Origin of the sequence: Streptococcus infantis (assembly GCF_047460405.1) — a bacterium.
Taxonomy (GTDB): domain Bacteria; phylum Bacillota; class Bacilli; order Lactobacillales; family Streptococcaceae; genus Streptococcus; species Streptococcus infantis_Q.
The window spans coordinates 22,303-44,461 of sequence record NZ_JASHGH010000011.1 but is presented as its reverse complement, the minus strand read 5'-3'; the positions used below and the strand labels follow the sequence as shown (position 1 = coordinate 44,461).

16 protein-coding genes and 1 pseudogene are annotated in these 22,159 nt (G+C 40.2%); all 17 read right to left on the bottom strand.

The window, feature by feature from the left end; all coding sequences use genetic code 11:
• Positions 1-49: 49 nt before the first annotated feature.
• Positions 50-1,348 carry an adenylosuccinate lyase gene (purB, locus tag QM928_RS06185; RefSeq protein WP_414294774.1) on the bottom strand — a complete coding sequence of 433 codons (1,299 nt, stop codon included), beginning with the start codon at positions 1,346-1,348 and terminating at the stop codon, positions 50-52.
• A complete protein-coding gene (locus tag QM928_RS06180) occupies positions 1,345-3,168 on the bottom strand; it encodes a serine/threonine-protein kinase (protein WP_414294775.1) in 1,824 nt (607 codons plus the stop codon). Before QM928_RS06180 ends, purB begins: the two co-directional genes overlap by 4 nt.
• Before the next feature lie 4 nt (positions 3,169-3,172).
• Positions 3,173-3,406: a phosphoribosylaminoimidazole carboxylase gene (locus tag QM928_RS06175; RefSeq protein ID WP_414294776.1), complete on the bottom strand. Its 234-nt coding sequence runs from the start codon at positions 3,404-3,406 to the stop codon at positions 3,173-3,175.
• Positions 3,407-3,414: 8 nt separating this feature from the next.
• Positions 3,415-4,365 (bottom strand): ketopantoate reductase family protein, encoded by a 951-nt coding sequence (locus tag QM928_RS06170; protein ID WP_414294777.1) that lies wholly within the window; start codon positions 4,363-4,365, stop codon positions 3,415-3,417.
• A complete protein-coding gene (purK, locus tag QM928_RS06165; protein ID WP_414294778.1) occupies positions 4,366-5,457 on the bottom strand; it encodes a 5-(carboxyamino)imidazole ribonucleotide synthase in 1,092 nt (363 codons plus the stop codon).
• Positions 5,444-5,932, bottom strand: coding sequence for a 5-(carboxyamino)imidazole ribonucleotide mutase (purE, locus tag QM928_RS06160; protein ID WP_414294779.1), 489 nt, complete (start codon positions 5,930-5,932; stop codon positions 5,444-5,446). The genes purK and purE overlap by 14 nt, the downstream gene beginning before the upstream one ends.
• Before the next feature lie 270 nt (positions 5,933-6,202).
• On the bottom strand, positions 6,203-7,465 hold the full coding sequence (gene purD, locus QM928_RS06155; protein WP_414294780.1) for a phosphoribosylamine--glycine ligase: 1,263 nt from the start codon (positions 7,463-7,465) through the stop codon (positions 6,203-6,205).
• A 121-nt stretch (positions 7,466-7,586) separates the two neighbouring features.
• A pseudogene (locus QM928_RS06150) lies at positions 7,587-7,691 on the bottom strand (IMP cyclohydrolase); the annotation flags it as partial.
• 30 nt (positions 7,692-7,721) lie between these two features.
• Positions 7,722-9,125 (bottom strand): hypothetical protein, encoded by a 1,404-nt coding sequence (locus QM928_RS06145; RefSeq protein WP_414294781.1) that lies wholly within the window; start codon positions 9,123-9,125, stop codon positions 7,722-7,724.
• An 8-nt stretch (positions 9,126-9,133) separates the two neighbouring features.
• Positions 9,134-11,224, bottom strand: a complete 2,091-nt coding sequence (locus tag QM928_RS06140) for an ATP-binding protein (RefSeq protein ID WP_414294782.1) — start codon at positions 11,222-11,224, stop codon at positions 9,134-9,136.
• 3 nt (positions 11,225-11,227) lie between these two features.
• Entirely contained in the window at positions 11,228-12,481 is a 1,254-nt protein-coding gene (locus QM928_RS06135) for a DNA cytosine methyltransferase (RefSeq protein ID WP_414294783.1), read from the bottom strand.
• A gap of 172 nt (positions 12,482-12,653) precedes the next feature.
• Positions 12,654-14,201: a bifunctional phosphoribosylaminoimidazolecarboxamide formyltransferase/IMP cyclohydrolase gene (gene purH, locus QM928_RS06130; protein WP_414294784.1), complete on the bottom strand. Its 1,548-nt coding sequence runs from the start codon at positions 14,199-14,201 to the stop codon at positions 12,654-12,656.
• A 41-nt stretch (positions 14,202-14,242) separates the two neighbouring features.
• Entirely contained in the window at positions 14,243-14,950 is a 708-nt protein-coding gene (locus QM928_RS06125; protein WP_414294785.1) for a suppressor of fused domain protein, read from the bottom strand.
• A 54-nt stretch (positions 14,951-15,004) separates the two neighbouring features.
• Entirely contained in the window at positions 15,005-15,559 is a 555-nt protein-coding gene (gene purN / locus QM928_RS06120; RefSeq protein ID WP_414294786.1) for a phosphoribosylglycinamide formyltransferase, read from the bottom strand.
• A complete protein-coding gene (gene purM, locus QM928_RS06115; protein WP_414294787.1) occupies positions 15,559-16,581 on the bottom strand; it encodes a phosphoribosylformylglycinamidine cyclo-ligase in 1,023 nt (340 codons plus the stop codon). The genes purN and purM overlap by 1 nt, the downstream gene beginning before the upstream one ends.
• A 216-nt stretch (positions 16,582-16,797) precedes the next feature.
• Positions 16,798-18,240 (bottom strand): amidophosphoribosyltransferase, encoded by a 1,443-nt coding sequence (gene purF, locus QM928_RS06110; RefSeq protein WP_414294788.1) that lies wholly within the window; start codon positions 18,238-18,240, stop codon positions 16,798-16,800.
• A gap of 168 nt (positions 18,241-18,408) precedes the next feature.
• Complete coding sequence (locus QM928_RS06105) at positions 18,409-22,134, bottom strand: phosphoribosylformylglycinamidine synthase (RefSeq protein ID WP_414294789.1); 3,726 nt, start codon at positions 22,132-22,134, stop codon at positions 18,409-18,411.
• Positions 22,135-22,159: the final 25 nt, after the last annotated feature.

Genomic DNA, 22,159 nt, shown 5'->3' with positions numbered 1-22,159 from the left:
TTTGTGTTGAATATAAGTACTGTTTTACTTGTGAACCTATCACTGCATATTAGTCACCGAGTCCGAGGCGGTCAAAGATATCATCCACTCGTTTAGTGTAGTAAGCTGGGTTGAAGATCTCGTCGATTTCTTCTTGAGTCAGGCGTGAAGTCACTTCTGGATCTGCTTCAAGAAGTGGTTTGAAGTCGACCTGGTTATCCCATGATTGAGCAGTCTTTGGTTGAACAAGGTCGTAAGCTTGTTCACGCGTCATGCCTTTTTCAATCAAGGTCAACATAGCACGTTGACTGAAGATGAGACCAAACGTAGAGTTCATGTTGCGAATCATGTTTTCTGGGAAGACTGTCAAGTTCTTGACAATATTTCCAAAACGGTTGAGCATGTAGTCAATCAAGATGGTCGTATCTGGTGTAATGATACGCTCAGCTGATGAGTGAGAGATGTCACGTTCGTGCCAGAGAGCTACGTTCTCATAAGCTGTAATCATGTGTCCACGGATGACACGTGCAAGACCTGTCATGTTTTCAGAACCGATAGGGTTGCGTTTGTGAGGCATCGCTGAAGAACCTTTTTGACCTTTGGCAAAGAACTCTTCTACTTCGCGTTGCTCAGATTTTTGCAGACCACGGATCTCCGTTGCCATACGCTCAATAGAAGTTGCGATGCTAGCAAGAACCGCAAAGTACTCAGCGTGAAGGTCACGAGGAAGGACCTGTGTCGAGATTTCTTGTGCACGGATACCAAGCTTATCGCAGACGTATTGCTCTACAAATGGTGGGATGTTGGCAAAGTTCCCAACCGCACCAGAGATTTTACCAGCTTCCACTCCAGCAGCCGCATGGTCGAAACGCTCGATGTTGCGCTTCATTTCACTGTACCAAGTTGCCAATTTAAGACCAAAGGTTGTAGGCTCCGCATGCACCCCGTGGGTACGACCCATCATGATGGTGAACTTGTGCTCCTTAGCCTTATCAGCGATGATGTTGGTGAAGTTTTCAAGGTCACGACGGATGATGTCGTTGGCCTGCTTGTAGAGGTAACCGTAGGCCGTATCCACCACGTCGGTAGAAGTCAAACCATAGTGGACCCACTTGCGCTCCTCACCAAGAGTCTCAGAAACCGCACGTGTGAAAGCAACCACATCGTGGCGAGTCTCCTGCTCAATCTCCAAAATACGGTCGATGTCAAAGTCTGCCTTCTCGCGAATCAAAGCCACATCTTCCTTAGGGATTTCCCCCAACTCAGCCCATGCCTCGTCAGCCAAGATTTCCACCTCAAGCCAAGCACGGTATTTATTTTCTTCACTCCAAATATTCGCCATCTCAGGGCGAGAGTAACGTTCGATCATTTTGTTTCTCCTTCCCTAATTAAATTAATAAAAATCTTTCTTAATGTAACTTCTACATCCCAATCCTTAGAGACAATCAATTCAATAACCCCTTCATTTATATTTTCCTTTAAATTACTTAACATATCATGTACATCTGCTTCAAATGTTGAACCTGGTTCTGTCTTTGAAATACAGTATTCTTTAAATTTGTCAAAACTACCAGCATTAAATGCATTATCGAACTTCAAAGAGTAATTTTCTCGACTAATCTGATCAAATTCTATATGATACTGTTTCTTAACTGTATTAAGAATCGTTAAAAGTTTCTCATCCCTTTTTTTGAAAGAATCTAACTGATTTTCAAACAGTGCTAATTCTAGTGGCGTCCCTACTTTTTTCTCACGAAATTCAACTAGTTTAACATGCTCAAACAATTTATCACCATTGAAGTTAGAGTCGAAAGTAAAAGCATTGCTTCTTAAATATTTAACTAACCAAAGCACTGGAACATCAATTATGTTGTCTTCAGAATCCATAATTATTTGATCAACTTCTCTTAAAATTTTTTCACAATGATTGTCTTGACAAGAAATAAATAATTTTAAAATCTTACCTGAAAGAATTTTATTCCCACCAATATTTATCAGAATTTCTTTCATACGGTCATAAAGATACTTATGCTCACCTTTATGATTAATATTAAGTGGTTCGTAGTATGCACCATCTAAGTAATTATGACTTTCATATGTAAATTTCTTTTCACATTCAGCCAGCAAACGATGCTGTATAAAATTTGAATATAAATCTTCAGTTACACTATATGATAACGAACAATGGTAATTCGGATTTAATTTTTGCAATGCACCATCGTTTAAATCTTTCAATGCATGATCACTAAATATCAAATCTTCAGCTGCAGTTTGTAAAATAGAATCTTCATCTATCATCTCAGTTCTAAGACTGTCTTTAATTTCATCAAGTTGATTTCTTATATCATGGTTATAAATCTTCAATTTAATTCTTACACTATCAGCCGTTGGTCGTTCATCAGCTCTATAGCTCATCATCATATCAACTAGATTGTCCAACTCAAATAAATATGGATAATATTGTTCAATATGCCGATAGTCAGAACCTGCTGGATTTTCGCCAGTAAAACACTCATTAATAATTAAACCTAAAGAATAGATATCCGAGGCAAAAGTAATAGTGAGAGCATCACCCTCTATTTTTTGTTCAGGAGAAAGGTAATTTCTATTAACTAGTAGGTCATCTGCGACTGTCAGTCCAGCGTCCTCAAAATGTGCAATACCAAAGTCACTTAAAACAAGGTGATATCCATTAATTAATACATTTTCTGGTTTAATATCTCTATGGATAATCCTCTTGTCATGTGCAGCATTCACTGCTTTTATTAATTGAATTAATAAATCCAATCTTTGTAAAGGAGAATAATCTTCACGATGATTAATTACATCTCTCAGAGTTTGGGGATAATAATCCATGACTGCATAAAAGAATTTTGTTTTAGCTTCTTCGTCTTTAGGAAATTCTCCATAATTATCATAACGAATAATATTAGGATGATTGTTGTTTAAACAAAAATCAAGATCTTGCTTTAATCTATCAATTTTAACTTTATTTGCTCGACCTCCAGAAGTTGGTAGTTGCATAATTTTTACAGCTTTTTCTATCCCAGTATTATCAGTTGCTAAAACTACTACACCCTGACCACCCTGACCTAGAATTCGAATAAAACTAAAATTATTAGATTCCAAAATTTCATCAATGCTAAATCTCTTTTTGAGATTTTCAATAGCTTCATTAGTTAAATTCATAACCTCACTCCTCCTCAAACTCTTCTTTCCCAATCCACACAGATGGGTAGTGATCGAGTGTATTCAAATCAGTATCCATCGGCAAATCATAGATGGCTAAATAGTTTTCAGGGTATCGTGCAACTAACTCTTCATACTTAGCTTTCACTTTTTCGTGATCGCTACTAGCATACAAGACTTCGACGACTGCTCTAGTTTTATCTTTTTCAACAAATGCGTTGACAATGAGTTGTATCATAAAACCACCTAAATCGAAATCCCCTTCATATTTGCTTCCAGAATAGGCATCTTTACATCTAACTCCTGACCGGTCTGATAAACACTTTGACAACAATAGAAGATGTCCTGTTTATCATTGTGCAAAGTCATAATTTTTCGGGTCAGCTCATTTTTCGCAAACATGACTTTCATGGCTTTACCTGCTATCCAAGCCGGTATTTTGTATGGCAATAGTTCTGCTTTGTAAAGCTTCAAATTCACGCCACGCGCTTCTACGACTTTCAAAGCTTCTCGAATGGCCTTGATGGCCAATGATAATTCCGATGAACTATTCATCAAGTTTAAAGCCAGTTCTTCTGGATTTTCCAAATTTCCTGAGCGAGCAGCTGTCGAAGTGACACCTGCATTAATCGCCATGTGAATCCAAATCCACTCGACCATATCATGAGGCACTTCCCACTTCAAATCTGCAGAAGTCAGTAAATCCGTCAAATCAGCATAGTTAGAAATGTGTGCTTTTTGCTCACCTTCTAGCATTAAATGGTCGAACAAGACACCATCTAAATGGTCATCCTGCATATGACCACCCGCTGTCGGAAAGGCCAGAATATAGTCGTAATCCCCTGCCCACTCTTGGACCTCTTTTTGAGTATCCCAGAAATTGCAGAAGAAAACGAGAGTGCCTTTGATATTATTTTTTCGCAAGGTCTCCACAGCTTCTTTGACAAACCCATGGCGCACACTGAGAAAAATAAAATCATATTCCGAATCAACTTCTGCCACACGAACCTCATAGGTGTCGTGTTTGTTTTCACCTTTGGAATGATAGCGACCATCTAGCAGATCAACCGACAACTCCTTCGGAGCTGTGCTTTTCTTACTGTCTCTCAGTACATGTTCCACTTGATGGCCGGCTTTTTGAAAGGCGTAGGCATAGGTGGTCCCGATGACTCCAAGTCCTAGAATCGCTATTTTCACTTAAAAATCAATCCCTTTCCCAAATTCCTCTACCTCATCCGGCACATCACTAAACAAAGTCACATGTCCTATCTTGCGGTTGTGCTTCGCTTCTATTTTACCATACATGTGGAGGTGGGCGCTTGGATTTTCTGTCACATATTTTTCAGCAGCCTCGACATGCTGGCCAAGAACATTGAGCATGACGGCTGGCGCATGTAGTCTGATAGTAGGTAATGGTGCTGCGAGAACACCGAGAATATGGGTATCAAACTGCGAGAAGTCACAAGCCTCAATCGAATAATGCCCTGAGTTGTGTGGGCGTGGTGCGATTTCGTTGACGATGATGTCATCAGCTGTCGCAAACATTTCCACGCAGAGAGTTCCAGAAAGGTTCAGTTGTTCTGCAATTCGCACCGACATGGCTTTGGCTTTTTCAACTAGACTTTCTGAAATGCGGGCTGGCACGATGGTCTTAGACAGGATATTATTGCGATGGATATTTTCCTGAACAGGAAAGACTGTCACATCCTTACCATTTCCTGACACGATGACAGAAATTTCAAGGTCGAAGTTGACAAATTCTTCCAAGACACAGTCTGCTGAATCGGCTAGCGCATAGGCTTCTTCCAAGTCTGCTTCTGAACGAATAACCTTTTGACCATGGCCATCGTAACCACCGGTTGCTGTCTTGAGGACATAGTTTTTCGAGAGGTCGGTATCTGCCAAATCTTTGCTAGAAGTTACGACCTTGTAAGGGGCCACAGTGACTTGTGCCTTGTTGGAAAGAAAGTCCTTCTCAAAGATTCGGTTTTGGGAGATGCGAAGTAGGTCGGTCCCTTGAGGAAGCTGACCGTCTTTGATAACAGCGTCCAAACCATCAGCATCGACATTTTCAAACTCATAGGTAAGGACATCGCATCGCTCAGCTAGCTGACGTAGGGCGTTCACATCGTTATAGGGAGCCACGATGATTTCCGCTACACGAGAGGCCGGACAATCCACTGCAGGATCCAGCGCGATAACCTTGTGACCCATGTAGATAGCAGAAATGGCTATCATCTGACCAAGCTGACCGCCCCCAATAATTCCGATTGTTTTAGATGAGCTCATTTGTAGACTCCTCTGCGATTTTTCCTTGTTCTTCAGCAAAATTAGCAAGTGCTGTCGCAATAGCCTGGTCCTCTACTGAGAGGAGACGGAGGGCAAAGAGGGCAGCGTTAGTCGCTCCAGCCTCACCGATAGCCATGGTTGCGACAGGTACGCCTCCCGGCATCTGAACGATAGAGTAGAGAGAATCCACACCGCTAAGGGCACGTGATTTGACGGGCACACCAATGACTGGAAGTGTAGTCTTGGCTGCTACCATCCCTGGCAAGTGAGCAGCGCCGCCAGCACCCGCGATAATGACCTTTATGCCACGGCTACGTGCTTCTTCCGCATGTTTGAACATGAGGTCTGGTGTACGGTGTGCGGAAACAACTTTCTTTTCGTAGGCTACACCGAAGCGGTCTAGGACTTCTGCTGTTTTTTGCATGGTTGTCCAGTCGGATTTGGAGCCCATGATGATGGAAATTACTGGTGTCATAGTTAATATCCTTTTCTTTTTTGATAATGGTCTTAGGTGGTGAATTTTTATTTTTTCTTTTTTATAATCGTCTATTGTAGTGCGGACGTAAGCGACCGCCTAGGGCGTTCCATTACTAAAACTGGAGCCTAAGTCTCCAGTTTTCCGCTCCTAGTAGCTCTGCCACTAGGAGTTCCACTACTGCGACGATTATCCTATACTAGCTCGCTCATGCTCGCAATCAAACGACCATTATCGGGTTTGGCGACTGCGTCGCCTTTTCTTATATCTTTATCTAATTGCCTTGCTTCCGATATCGGTTCGGTAAAAGAGGCCTTCTGTGTTTTGTTTGTTGAGTTGGCTGTAGATAATGTTTTGGCCGTCTTTGACGGTGTCTGCTGTTGTGACCAGCATGTAGACACGTCCGCCGTTTGAAAGAAGGTCTTGTCCATTTTCAGCGAATTTGGCACCGGCATAGTAAGTGATGATGTCACCCTCTGTCTTGGCTGGAAGTTTGACCCCCTTCTCATAAGCGAGTGGGTATCCGTTTGAGGCTACAACAACGCCTAGTGTCACACCCTTGTCCGTCCAAGTGATGGCTGGCTCTTTGCCTTCCAAAATGTCAGTAATGTTTTGCGCAAAGTCAGATGTCAAGCGAGGTAGGATAATTTGAGTTTCAGGATCTCCAAAACGAGCGTTGAACTCGATAACTTTCGGTCCATCTGATGTCAGGATAAGCCCTGCGTAAAGGACACCAAGATACGGACGACCTTCTTTGATCATACCTTCAAGAACTGGCTTGACAATGGTGTCAACCGTTGTGTTAATCACACTTTGTGGCAAGTGTGGAACTGGCGCATAGGCACCCATCCCACCAGTGTTAGGACCTTTGTCGCCATCGTAGGCACGTTTGTGGTCCTGTGCTGTAGGCATGATGTAGAACTTGTCCCCATTAACAAAGGCAAAGAGAGAGAACTCTTCCCCGTCAAGGAATTCCTCGATGACCACTCGCGCACCTGAATCACCGAATTTATTGTCCAAAAGCATCTCGTGAGCAGCTTCGACGGCTTGCTCCACTGTCTCTGCAACGACGACACCTTTCCCAAGGGCCAAACCGTCTGCCTTGACGACGATTGGAGCGCCTTTTTCCTCGATGTAGGCCTTGGCTTCCTCGAAATCTGAGAATGTGCCATAGGCTGCTGTCGGAACGTCGTATTTGACCATGATTTCCTTAGCAAAATCCTTGGACCACTCAAGCTCAGCAGCAGCCTTTGTCGGACCAAAAGCTTTGAGTCCAGCTGCATTGAAATCATCTACGATCCCAGCCGCAAGGGCATCATCTGGACCGATAAAGGTCCAAGCAATATCGTTGGCTTTTGCGAAGTCAATCAGCTTAGAATGTTCGGAAATAGAGATATTTACCAAATCCAAACCATCTAAGGTCATCCCGTCATTCCCAGGAGCCACAAAAACTTGCTCAACGTCTTTAGACTCCAACAACTTTTTGGCAATCGCATGCTCACGACCACCTAAGCCGACAACTAACAGTTTCATCTCTCAACCTCTTTTACGAATTATTTACTAACATTATACCATAAACGTTCGTTTTAATCTTATTTCGTTCAGCTTTTTAATCAAAAAAAGGAAAGAAACTGTTTTCTTCCCTTTTATTTTCTTAATGTCTAAAATGTCTCACACCCGTGAAGACCATGGTCAAGCCATATTTGTCAGCAGCTTCGATAGACTCTTGGTCACGTACTGACCCACCTAGCTGGATGATAATTATTCTCAGAAACAAGATATCCCTTAACTATAAATGTTGGTAACCTTTTTTGTAAATGACTGCCGCCAGCTTATTTTTTATTGTACTAAGCATATCTGAATTAATAGAAAACAGAACTTCCTTTTCAGTAATTGTAGTATCAGTAACAGGAATTGTAGTAATTTGTGAAAAATCCAAAATCAAATAGACTGAACTATTTTGATAACTTTTATGCTTAAACTCTAGTGCGTTAAATATAGTATCATTAAACTTAAAAACTACCTTCCCATCTTCTTTCTTGAATTTGAATTTATTCTCGTAAAACGTATCGGATAAAATTTTTTCAATTAAGTTTTTAGAGATAACGCATCCACGAATGAACTTATAATAACGTCTTTTATTTTGTGCTATATCACATTCTGGACTAATTTCTAACATAATTTCTTTATAGAAAGTTTCAGAATCAGAATATTTATCAATAGCTCTTTTAAACTGTTCTTCATCTTCAATTTCATCCACTAGATTATATGCTAAAAATGTATTGTCATCAACAATTACTTTACCCATATGTTGTTCATTTGCTAAGTAATTTATATTCAACCACCGATTTAACTCTTGAATCTCAAATCCATCTGGAAGATGATTTTCTAAATGGTTTAAACCTGCTGAAGTTAACTCGATTTCCCCTTCCATCCCATGATTCAAATAAATTTTTAAAAAATTATTTAAACTTTTATATGATGCATTTATTTTTCCAATATTATTCTGGCTTACCATCGATTTTTCTAATTCTAAATAAGCTAACAACTCTACAATTTTCTTTGTCGGCGGTTCTCGTCTTATATTTCCAATTTTTAATAGACCTGCAATATCTGAAATTAGTTTCTGTTCTTTATATAAAATCATGTTTTCCCAATGAGAGAAGTACTCTAACATGGGAACTTCTCTAGTTACTTGTTCAAGTTTTCTTTCAAGCTCCTGATCTTTCCCTTCAATAAATTTATAGGAGTCTTCCCCTTCTTTTGTTTCAAAAAAGTCTATTTTATCTAAACTTTGAACTCCCCATGGAAATAAATGTTTTTTATCCTCTCTTAATTTACCGTCGATATCAGATAAACGCCCTTTTAAATCTTCTTTAAATTGACTCGCATCGCTCTCGGTCTGACTCCAAAGAAAAATAAAATAAGGCCCATTATTTTTAGGAATAATACTACTAAGAAATCTAATAATAGTATCAATCGGGTTCCCTGTCGCACCAGGAATCAAATTATAATCTAAAAAAACTAGTCTGGTAGCTTCTTTTTCAATTCCTTCCAAAGGTAAATTTTCAGAATTAGCATCATAGTAGCGAAAAGACTTATTATTTTTTGATAAAAGTTTAATTAAAGGTTCAGCTTCCATATATTTATCATCTAAGATCACAATAGATCCATTATTAGGTAAATTATTCATATTCTATCTTATTCCTCCGACAATGGTAAACTTAGTATTATAGTTGCACCTGATTGATATTCTTTCGGTAAATCCAAATCTTTATTTTCTGGAAAAAGCAATTGTCCTTTTTGTGAATTCATAATTTCGTTAACAATATTTAATCCTAGACCCAGTCCACCTTGTTTTTCTCCGACAAAAGGACGAATCATATCCTCTGGATTTCCTTGAAATCCTGTCCCGTTATCTGCTAATATTATCTCAACACGATCCCTATCAGTTAGCACCGTATCTATTAAGATTTTTTTTTGTTTTTTTCCTGATTTATGTGTCCAGTATATTGAATTATCAATGATATTCATAATAGCAGACACAATTAAACCTTTGTCACACAATACCTTAAAATTCTTATCTTTATAAAAGCTATCAATCGAAACTTCATGGGCTTCTAGCCTAAACTCAACATTAAATAAAGCATTATTAATAATCTCTATAATAGAGTAGTTAGATTTTCTTCTATTTCGTAATACCGATGTATATCCTTCAATTACATCCCGTAATCTATGCGTTAACTGATCAATTCTTTGAATCTCTGCAGAATTCCATGAAATAACAGAAAGTTCCTTTACAATTTTTTCCATTTCATGGATAACAATTGCATAACTGCTTGTAGCCGATGAAGTTTTCACGTAAGTTTCTTTAATAAATTTATACTCTGACTTCACTCGATTTAGTTTATTTGAAATTTGTTTCTTTAGTTGTGTTTCAACATTTAAAGATATAATCTCCTTAGCCACATCATCAATAATATCAACCAAATCTTTATTGTCTTCTTTTAAAGATTGACGTAACCGATCTTTATCAATATTCCGTTCCTTAGTGAATTCAAATAAATATTTCTCGATTATATTTACAAACAATTCATAGCTCTTGTTGTCAATAAAACCTTCTCGATTTGCTTTTTCAACCAATCCCTTACTCTCGTTACGTTTTAGAGATATAGCTCCTAAAATTATATTGTTACTCAATGAGCTAGCTGGATTATTCACACGTTTTGAATCAAGGTTGAGCCAATCATTCCCCTTTTCACCATAATCTAAAACGCGCATATTATCACGGAAAATTCGTATACCCCCATTTTCAGTCAAGTAATCTTTAAAAGATTTCTTATCTTTTACAATAAAGCGAGTAACATCTGATGATTTATCAAAAACATACAGTTCAATAGAAAAATCATTTATCCCTTGCTGTTTCATAAAATTTTTAGATTTCCCTTGAAAGAATTTAGCTGGGTCTTTACGTTTGCTATCACTGAAAAAATCAAGTGGAATTATATCTTTTTCTATCCTACGAGATTTAACCGACATATTGTCATATGGTAAAAATTCATACTTAAAATCTTCAATATTGCCATCTTTAAACTTCGCTGTCGAATGGTATAAAGCAAATTGTTTAATCTGACCGAAATCTAACATCCCTTCGAGCCAATCATCATGTGTACTTTTTATATTAACTTTAAACGATTCTTGGGACTCAAAAGGAGAATTCAAAGAAACAATTTGTCTATATGTTTCACGAAATTTACGTTTATTCCACTCCTCTATATTTCTAATTTGAATCCTTGTTCCAGTACTATTTATAAATTTCTGAGGTTCCCGTTCCTCAATAGTTATTGGTATTTCATCTAAAAACTGATTTGAATCAAACTCACTCCAATCAATTTTAAAATATACTTCAAGATTCCCCTTAGATCTAGTAATAATTTCAATTTCTTTACCTAGTTTATGAATTCCAAATCGGCCAATTCCTTTCTCTCCAATCGGTAAACGCCCCAACCTAGTCTTCTTTTTTTCATCAACTTGATTCTTTTTATGAGTATTTCCCGGTTGCATCCAGACATCTCTAATCGTTTCAAAAGACATTCCTACTCCGTTATCTTCGACAACGATTTCCCCAAGCATTTCTGAATCTAAATCAGATAAATTTACCTCACATTCTGTAGCATCAGCATCGTATGAATTTTTTATTAACTCCAATAATGCGATACCCTCATTTTTAATTAATTGATCTCCCAATTGAATTAAAATTTGAGCTTTCGGTCTAAATTTAATTTCTGCCATCTCTTAGTCCTCGTCAATAAAATATTCCTCTAATTTTTTTGCAATATAATAAGCCATTAGAGGAGGTACGGCATTACCAATTTGGGTAAATGCTGCTGTTCTTGAACCTTCAAAAAAGTAATCATCAGGGAAAGATTGGATCCTAGCAGCTTCTCTAACACTTATGGAACGGCATTGCTTAATATCAGGATGTATAAAATAATGCCCATCCTTTGCAATATGTGCAATCATAGTGTGAGAGGATGGTAAATTTGAAGCTAACACCTTAAACCTATCTAAAAATGATTTTTGATTTTTGTGCGTCACAAGATTAGCAGGTAATAAATCATACCTCAATCTTACTCTATTTTTATCCCACAAATCAATAGCTCTAGCATAAATTTCTCTATCTCTGTTATTCGTATATCTTGAAACATGCCATGTCAATGGAGCATCACTATCTCTTATAAAACTCTTAACTAAATAATCATTCGTTCTAGACACATACGTATTATCTTCAGTATCAATATCTAATTTAGCTAAATCATTCAAAATACATTTTACACTTGCATTCGGAAAATTTATTTTTTTAAAAACAGGGTAAGAAAAATTAAACTCTTCTTTCCATCCGATTAAAATTACTCTTTTACGTTTCTGTAAAACACCAAAATCTTCCGCATTTAAAACCTGGTATTCTACTTTATATCCTGATTTCGAAAAAGATTCTATAATATCATTTAAAATTTTACCATTTCCAGCAGTTAAAATTCCTGGAACGTTTTCAAAAATAAACATTTTGGGAGAGTAATGAGTAATAAATTTTACATACAGTTTATATAAGTAGTTCCTAGGATCATCTTTCATACCTGTAACACTTACAGATCGTCCCATTACAGAGTATGCTTGACATGGCGGTCCTCCAATTACTAAATCTACTTTTTTGGTTTCTGTCAATCTAACATATTTATCTACCTGCTTAAAAACTTCATATATACTATTATCATTAAGTTCTGTATTGATAACACTTTCCAAAATTTCCTTAGGGACCTTTCCCCATAACTCTTCTCTAGATATTTCTCTACGAAGGTATTGATAATAGAAATCAATCTTCCTATTTTCTTTTAAATAGTAATATGACAATCTGGTTTTTAATGTATTGCAAGCATGTAAATTCATTTCTACGTGAGCTAATGGTTTATAATTCCCTGTTCGTTTGAATCCTTCCGACAACCCCCCCGCTCCGGCGAATAGATCTATATATTGTATTTTAGCTTTCATTTAAATTCGTACTCTTTTTATCTTTTTACTTTTTATTATACCATTTTTATGAAAACGTTTATTCATTTATAGTCAAAACTTAATAAAATAATGATTTTTTAATCATTAATAAATCTCCAATTGTTGACCTCATTATTAAAGGCACCCATCCATCAATGTGCGCCTTATTTTCTTAATGTCTAAAATGTCTCACGCCTGTGAAGACCATAGTCAAGCCGTATTTATCAGCAGCTTCGATAGACTCTTGGTCACGTACTGACCCACCTGGTTGAATGATGGCCTTGATACCTGCCTTAGCAATTTCTTCCACGTTATCCGCAAATGGGAAGAAGGCATCCGAAGCAAGGACAGCACCATCAAGGCGGTCTTTAGCTTGGTCAATGGCGATACGCACTGAAGCCACACGATTGGTTTGACCTGGGCCAACACCAAGTGTCATGTGGTCGTTGGTTACGATGATTCCGTTTGATTTGACATACTTGATAGCTTTCCAAGCAAACTCAAGGGCAGTCGCTTCTGTCTCAGTTGGTTGGCGTTTGGTTACCACTTGCCAGTCAGCTGGGCTTTCTTTGACCACGTCTTGGTTTTGAACGAGGAGTCCACCGACAACACCTGTGTATTCTGCTTCTACTTCGCTAGCGTCTTGAGCATCAAATGGCAAGGCAAGAATGCGCAAGTTTTTCTTTTTGTTGGTCAAAATAGCTAGCGCTTCATCCGTATAGCTTGGTGCGATGATGATTTCAAGGAAAACGCCGTGCATCTTCTCAGCTGTCGCAGCATCCACCTCACGGTTAAGGACGACAATTCCACCGAAGATAGACACTGGGTCAGACTCATAAGCGTAATCCCAAGCAGTTTCGATATCGTCAGCTTGACCAATCCCACATGGATTCATATGTTTGAGAGCTACAACCGTTGGACGTTCTTTGAAATCGCGGATAATACGGATAGCAGCATCAGCATCGCGGATATTGTTAAAGGACAATTCCTTACCGTTGAGTTGTTTAGCTGAAGCAATGGAGTAGTCAGTCGGCAAGGCTTTTTGGTAGAAGTCTGCGTCTTGTTGAGGGTTTTCACCGTAACGCATTGGTTGTTTAAGGTCATAAGTCAGAGTGAGTTTTTCAGGTTTGCTTTCTCCGACTTGAGCTGTGAAGTATTCTGCAATCAAGGCGTCATAAGCCGCTGTGTGACGAAATACTTTGGCTGCCAAACGTTGGCGAGTTTCATAGCTTGTTTCGCCATTAGCTTCCAATTCTCCCAAAACCACAGCATAGTCAGAAGGGTCTACCACAACCGTTACGCTGGCATGGTTTTTAGCTGCTGAACGAAGCATGGATGGACCGCCGATATCGATGTTTTCAACGGCATCCGCATAAGTCACATCTGGTTTAAGAATGGTTTCCTTGAATGGGTAAAGGTTGACCACAACAAGGTCAATCAATTCGATTTTGTTATCCTTGGCTGCTTCTAAATGACTATCCAAGTCGCGACGAGCGAGGAGACCGCCATGGATATTTGGATGGAGAGTCTTGACACGACCGTCCATCATTTCTGGGAAACCAGTCACATCGTCAATGGCAATGGTATCAACACTGGCATTATCAAGGGCCACTTTGGTACCACCTGTTGAGATGATATCCCAACCAAGTTTTTTTAGTTCTTGGGCAAATTCAACAATGCCCGCTTTGTCTGAGACGCTGATTAAGGCGCGTTTAGTCATTTTTGTTCCTTTCTTTGTATCAAGAGGTGCTTTCCCATCATTTACACTAAAGACTGGCGATCATAGTCTGTAACCTGATTTCCAAGTTCTTCTAACAATTTTATGACCTCAAGCTTACTAGTTTCACTTTCGTACACACTTCGCAGTTCTGCATCTGTCGCACCAATCAGGGTTACAAATTCCACTTTTCCATGCGGAGTATCAAGAGGCTTAGCTAAATCATCAGCAGCAGTCAAAAATCCTGTCAGACTAGATTTCTGCTGGGCATCAATTCCTACTGTTTGCTTGGTATAAATGTATTCTTCTGGTAAAACCACTTTACCTGTTTGAAAAATATATCTTGCCACATATTGTAGTAAACCACAGCCATTTTTGATTTCTTCTTCGTCATTATTTGATTTCTTTAACTTAAACGTTAATTCTATCCCATAACCACTGTATTCAGGATCTTCACATTCTTTTGTATATAATTCTGACAGACCATAGCTGACAAAATGCCAAAAATCTCCCCCATCATAAACACTGATGCCATCAAGCGGATCTGGACCGCCTAGCATATACTTGATAACTGTCCCATAATGAAGTGGTTTAGGCTGTTCCGGATATAAACGATTAAACTCTGCATCAATCACTTCCCATCCTGGAGCGTTATCGTCTGTATTTTCAACTTTAATAACAATCTTGTCTTCATCTTTCGTTGACTTCTCTTCATCAGAAGATTTCTTCTTGAAAAAATCAAATAGACCCATAGAATCCTCCTTTTTTGATGTTGGGCTGTCATAAAATCAGCTCTGATTTCGTTTTTATCTTCTCTCCACTCCCAAACTATCCAACACCTCTGGATACAGTTTATACTCCGCCTCATGAATACGAGCTTCAAAACTGTGAATGGTATCATCAGCTAGTCTTGGCACGCGGACTTGTTTGATGACCTTACCGGTATCAACACCAGAGTCCACCCAGTGAATAGTCACGCCAGACTGGTCCACACCTGCATTCCAAGCATCCTCAATACCATGAGCGCCTGGAAATTCAGGGAGATAAGCTGGGTGAATATTGATAATACGGCCTTCATAAGCTGCTAACAAGGTTGGACCGACGATTTTCATGTAGCCTGCGAGACAAACGAGGTCAATCTGGTGTTCATCCAAGAGTTCGACGATGGCTCCTTCATAGTCTGCCTTGTTTTCAAACTCCTTGAGTTCAAAAGCGTAGGATAATACCCCAAGATTCTCTGCACGCTCAAGGACGTAGGCATCCCGATGATCTGAAAAGACAAATTCTACTGGAAATTGTTCCACAATCACCTGAAAGTTTGAGCCGTTACCAGAGGCAAAAACAGCAATCCTTTTAGTCATTATTTAATCACCACACTTGCGCCATCTTTCTTCACAATACGACCAATTTCATAAACAGGTTCGTCAAGAAGTTCTTTGACACGTTCCACATTCTCTGGTTTTACTGCAAGCATGAGACCGATACCCATGTTGAAAATTTCAAACATTTCTTCGTGTTTGATTTTGCCATATTTTTCAAGGGCTTTGAAAATTGGAAGGACTGGCACTTTGCTTTCGTCAATTTCAGCAGCCAAGTCATCAGCGAACATACGTGGTACATTTTCGATAAAACCACCACCTGTGATGTGGGCAATACCGTTAACCAATTCTTCTTTGATGAGTGGCAAAGCTGCTTTGACGTAGATACGTGTTGGTTCCAAAAGAACGTCTTTAAGTTTCTTCCCTTCCAATTCTGGGAGAACTTCTTCACCTGTGTAATCAGCAAAGACACGACGCACGAGCGAGTAACCATTTGAGTGGATTCCGCTTGAAGCAAGTCCGAGAAGGACATCTCCCTCTGCTACTTTTGAACCGTCGATGATTTGAGATTTTTCTGCCACACCGACCGCAAAACCAGCCAAGTCATAGTCGTCTTCACCGTACATACCAGGCATTTCAGCCGTTTCACCACCGATGAGGGCTGCACCAGCTTGCACACAACCTTCGGCTACACCAGCAACCACTTGTTCTAGCTTAGCTGGTTCATTTTTACCAGTTGCGACGTAGTCAAGGAAGTAAAGGGGCTCAGCACCTGCAGCGATGATATCGTTGACACACATAGCCACACAGTCTTGTCCGATAGTATCGTGTTTGTCGTACTTGATAGCAAGCATGAGCTTGGTTCCAACACCATCAGTTCCTGAAATCAAAACTGGTTCTTTGACACCTGTTTTCGAAAGGTCAAACATGCCACCGAAACCACCAAGAGCTCCCATAACACCTGCACGTTCCGTACGTGCCACGTGTTTTTTGATGCGTTCAACAACCTCATAACCCGCTTCAACATCCACACCAGACTGCGCATAAGCATTCTTATTTGTCATTTTTTAATCCTTTTCTTTTTTTGAGAAAGACTGCGACGTATTTTTAGATAAACAATTATTTTATCTAAAAATACTAGCTAGGTCTCTAGCTTTGGTCCCATAGGAGAAAGCGTCTACTGACAAATGCTTTAGCTTTTAGTCAGTAGTGAGACGTGGAGCATAAGCATTTTTATTTGTCATTTGTTTATTCCTTTTCCTTTCCTTCAATGGGGAATTTTATTTGTAAAAACTCGTTTTTTCTTCCAAACTTCTACGATATTCTTCTTCATAGTCATAGAGAGGAGTTGGATATTTTCCATCAAAGTAAGCCACACAGAGGCCGCCATTTGGCGCATCTGTTTCGATGCCGATAGAATCAATTAAGCCATCAATCGAAAGATAAGTCAGACTATCCGCACCAATGATTTGGCGAGTCTCTTCGACCGTATGATTGGCCGCAATCAGCTCCTGACGTGTCTGGATATCAATCCCGTAAAAACATGGATAGGCAAGAGCAGGACTACCAATGGCGACATGCACTTCTGATGCCCCCGCTTCTTTCAAAAGTTGGACAATACGACGAGATGTCGTGCCTCGTACAATCGAGTCATCAATCATGACCACACGTTTGCCTCTCACGACACCAGAAACAGCAGACAATTTCATCCGAACCCCTTGCTCACGCAATTCTTGAGTCGGTTGGATAAAGGTCCGTTGCGTATATTGGTTCTTGATGAGCCCCATTTCATTTGGTAGCCCAGATTCTTCCGCAAAGCCCATAGCGGCACTGAGTGAGGAGTTTGGTACCCCAACTACGATATCAGCTTCATGCTTGAACTCACGTGCCAATTGAGCTCCCATTCGCTTACGTGCCGTATGGACATTGACACCGTGGATGTTAGAGTCGGGACGGGCAAAGTAAATATACTCCATGGAACAGATAGCCAGCTGAGTATCGTTAGTGTAGCTGTCATACTGGATACCATTGTCATCAATAATGACAATCTCACCTGGTTTCACATCGCGAATCCACTCAGCACCGATGACTTCAAAGGCACAGGTTTCAGATGAAACCACTACTGCTCCATTAGCCATTTTCCCGATTGACAGAGGACGGAAGCCGTTTGGATCAAGCGCTGCAATTAACTTATCTTCAAACATCAAGAGATAAGCAAAACCACCTTTAACAAGACTGAGTGCTTCCTTGATTTTACCCATCAGGTTTGGATTGTGGCTACGGCGAACCAAGTGAGCCAAGATTTCTGAATCAGAAGTCGAGCTAAAGATTGCTCCTCTTTGTTCCAATTCTTTCTTGAGAGATTCTGCATTGGTCAGATTCCCATTATGAGCCAAACCAAACTGCATGTCGTGAAAGCGGAAGAGGAAAGGTTGGATATTGTCTACAGAAGCTTCTCCCGCAGTCGCATAACGCACGTGCCCAATCGCTCCAGTTCCTGTCAATTTATCCAAATTCGCAGGATTTTTGAAGACTTCTGATAAAAGCCCCATATCACGATGACGCTTCAATTTCCCTTGGTCACTGGAGAGGATTCCTGCTCCCTCCTGACCACGGTGCTGAAGACTATGGAGTCCAAAATAGGTCAATTTGGCAGCGTCTGGGTGACCCCAGATACCAAAAACACCACATTCTTCATTAAGAGATTTTACTTCGTATGTCATTTTATATACCTAATTTTTATTTGTGTATCATTCCTTAACGATACTAGAGCGGAATGATACGGCAGAAGCTCGTTTCACTCGCAACAACAAATCATTTGCAATTATCGCAAGTTACATCTACTTGATTTTACATTCACTAATGGTTATCTATTAGAAAATCTGCAAATCTTATTTCCCAGTAAAGTATTTCACCGCTGACGCGAACAGGTGTTGGTCTTTATTTCCTGGAATATTTTGGAAGAGACCGTCTTCGAAACGTTCTGAGTGTCCCATCTTACCAATAATTTGACCGTTCTTACTTGTGATACCTTCAATCGCATTGACAGAACCGTTAGGATTGTATTTAGAATCCATGCTTGGTTTCCCTTCGAAGTCAACATATTGGGTAAAGATTTGACCATTGTCACGAAGCTCTGCAAATTCTTCAGCTGTCACGACAAATTTACCTTCACCGTGTGATACTGGGATGGCGTGGATGTCACCAACTTCTACTCCGGCAAGCCATGGTGAGTTGGTATTGGCAATCCGTGTTTCCACCATCTTAGCCACGTGTTGGTTGGCATCATTGTAGAAGAGGGTCGGACTCGTGCTGCTTGCATCTTCAAAGTTACCATATGGAAGAAGACCTGATTTGACAAGAGCTTGGAATCCGTTACAGATACCGATAATTAAGCCACCACCTTCGATGAAGCTATCAATGGCTGCACGTACTTTTTCATTGAGCAAGATGTTAACGATAAATTTAGCTGATCCATCTGGTTCATCCGCCGCTGAGAAGCCACCTGCAAAGAAGATAATGTTGGCTTTTTCGATATTGTCAACCATGGTGTCAACAGACTTGACAATCGCCTCTTCATTCAGTGTGACAAATGGTACCAAGTTAACTTGAGCACCTTCTTTTTCAAAGGCCTTAGCTGAATCGTACTCAGAGTTCGTACCTGGGAATACTGGGATGTAAACCACTGGTGTCTCAACTGTTTCTTTAGCTTTGATCACAGCATCTGAGGTTACAGCAGGTACTTCTTCCAGCTCAGTTGCTTGTGCAAATTCCGTTGGGTAAACCTCTTCCAATTTACCTTGGAAGGCACTGCCAAGCTTGTGTCCATCAAGCGTTACACCGTTGACAGTAAGTGTAAAGCCAGCCACTGTTTGTCCGATCTTGGCAACACCTGCAATTTCTTCAGGAGATGTGAAGACGAATCCACCCAATTGAGCTGTCAATGCAGTCTCAAGATTTTCAAGGGTTACAGTAGCACCAATATGGTTACCAAATGTTGCAAGGGCAAGAGCTTCAACCACACCACCATATTTGACAGCTGATGCAGATGTGACTTTATGGTCAGCTTGAATGGCTTCAAACTTAGCAAAGTTAGACTTGATAAGATCGAAGTCAATTTCCTGTGCCAAAGCCTGACCTGGGATATAATAGATATTTTCACCAGCAGCTTTAAATTCCGGAGAAAGGACCTTACGGCTATCTGCTGTGGTCACACCAAAAGCAACCAAGGTTGGTGGTACTGTCAATTCTTCAAAGGTACCAGACATAGAGTCCTTCCCACCGATAGATGGCAACCCAAGCTGAATCTGAGCTTCGATAGAGCCTAGGAGAGCTGCTACTGGCTGACCAAAACGCTCAGCTTGCTTGTCCATACGCTCGAAGTATTCTTGATAAGAGAAACGAGCCTTAGACCAGTTTGCACCAGCAGCCACCAAACGAGCAGTTGCTTCGATGACCGCATAAGCAGCACCATGATACGGAGACCATTCTGCTACATAAGGGTTGAACCCTTGTGCCATGACAGAAGCCGTATGCGTCACACCATGTTGGACTGGCAATTTCTGTACAGAAGCTTCTGTTGGTGTAATTTGGTAGCGACCACCAAGTGGGTGGTTTACAGTTGAACGACCAACTGAGCTATCAAAGATGGTTTGTAAACCTTTTTGACTTGCATGGTTAAGGTCAGCCAAGACTTCAAGAGTATCAGCTTCAAGGGTTTCAGCAGATGTTTGACGTTCTTCTGGAAGCTTGACATCCTTGTCAACTACCTTAGCATCTACAACGACACGTACACCGTTTGTATCAAGGAAACGACGTTCCAAATCAACGATGGTTTCGCCATTCCAGTGCATAACAAGATTTGGTTTTTCAGTAACTGTTGCAACGACAACTGCATCAATATTTTCTTTGTTACATGCTGCAATGAAGGCGTCCACATCTTTAGGACGAACCACGACCGCCATACGTTCTTGAGATTCAGAGATGGCAATTTCGGTACCGTTCAAGCCTTGGTATTTCAATGGCACTTTGTCTAGATCAATTTCAAGCCCATCTGCCAATTCACCGATAGCCACGCAGACACCACCAGCACCAAAGTCATTTGATTTCTTGATCAGACGTGTCACATCCCCATTACGGAAAAGACGTTGAATCTTACGTTCTTCGATGGCATTCCCTTTTTGAACCTCAGCACCAGCTGTTTCAACAGATTCAACGGTTTGAACCTTAGAAGAACCTGTCGCACCACCGACACCGTCACGTCCAGTCTTACCACCAAGCAAGATAATCACATCGCCAGCTTCAGGCTTTTCACGGACAACATTTTCCTTAGGAGCCGCACCGACAACTGCACCTAGCTCCATACGCTTAGCAACAAAACCTGGGTGGAAGTATTCACGAACATAAGTTGTTGCAAGACCAATTTGGTTACCGTATGAAGAATAACCGTGAGCTGCTGTTTTAGAAATCACTTGTTGTGGCAATTTACCAGCACGAGTTTCTGAAATAGGAGCTGTAATATCACCAGCACCTGAGATACGCATTGCTTGGTAAACGTATGAACGCCCTGACAATGGGTCACGAATGGCACCACCGATACAAGTAGCCGCACCACCAAATGGTTCAATTTCAGTTGGGTGGTTATGAGTTTCGTTTTTGAACATGAGAAGCCATGGTTCTTTGACACCATCGACATCTACTTCAATTTCAACTGAGCAGGCATTGATTTCATCAGACACTTCCATGTCTTCCAAACGACCATTAGCACGCTCATAACGACCAAAAATAGTCGCCATATCCATCAAGGTTTGAGGTTTTTCTGTACGTCCCAACTCATCACGCATGGCGATATATTTGTCATAAGTCGCTTGCAATTGTTTTTGGAATTTTGAAGCTGAGAAGTCGATATTCTTCAACTCAGTCTCGAAAGTTGTATGACGGCAGTGGTCAGACCAGTAAGTATCCAAAACCTTCAACTCAGTCTCAGTTGGCACACGTCCAATAGACTTGAAGTAATCTTGAATGAAGAGAAGGTCATCCACTTCCATTGCCAATCCTTGCTCTGCCTTATACTGTGCAAAATCTTCTGCTGTATAAGTTTTAAAGAAATCCAAGTTTGGAATGGTCTTGTCAGACTCAGAGAAATCCTGTTTAGCAATACCAACAGTGATATCTTTGAAACGAGAATCCACTGGGTTCAAGAGATAGTTTTTGACAGCCACCAACTCATTCGCATCAATATCCTTATTGACCAAGTACAATTGCGCTGTATTCACCGTTACATCATTTGAACTACCAAGCAAAAGCAAAGCTTCTTGTGAAGATGCTGCACGTTGGTCAAATTGACCAGGCAAACTTTCGATAGCAAAGAAAGCATAGTTAGCAAGGTCTGCTTGCACAGACGCTTCATCCAAAACAGTATCGGTCACCTGCTCAGAAAAAATATGTTTTTCCGCACGCGCAAACAAGTCCTCTGCCAAATTAAAGACATCGTAAACCTGAACAATCCGAAGATCCTTCAAGGTTTTCAGCTGAAGATTATGCTGTAATTCTTTTACTAAAGAGTCAGATTTGACACGAAAATCAGCTTTTTTCTCAACGAAAATACGTTTATCCATTTTAGTTCCTTTATTTCTATTCAAA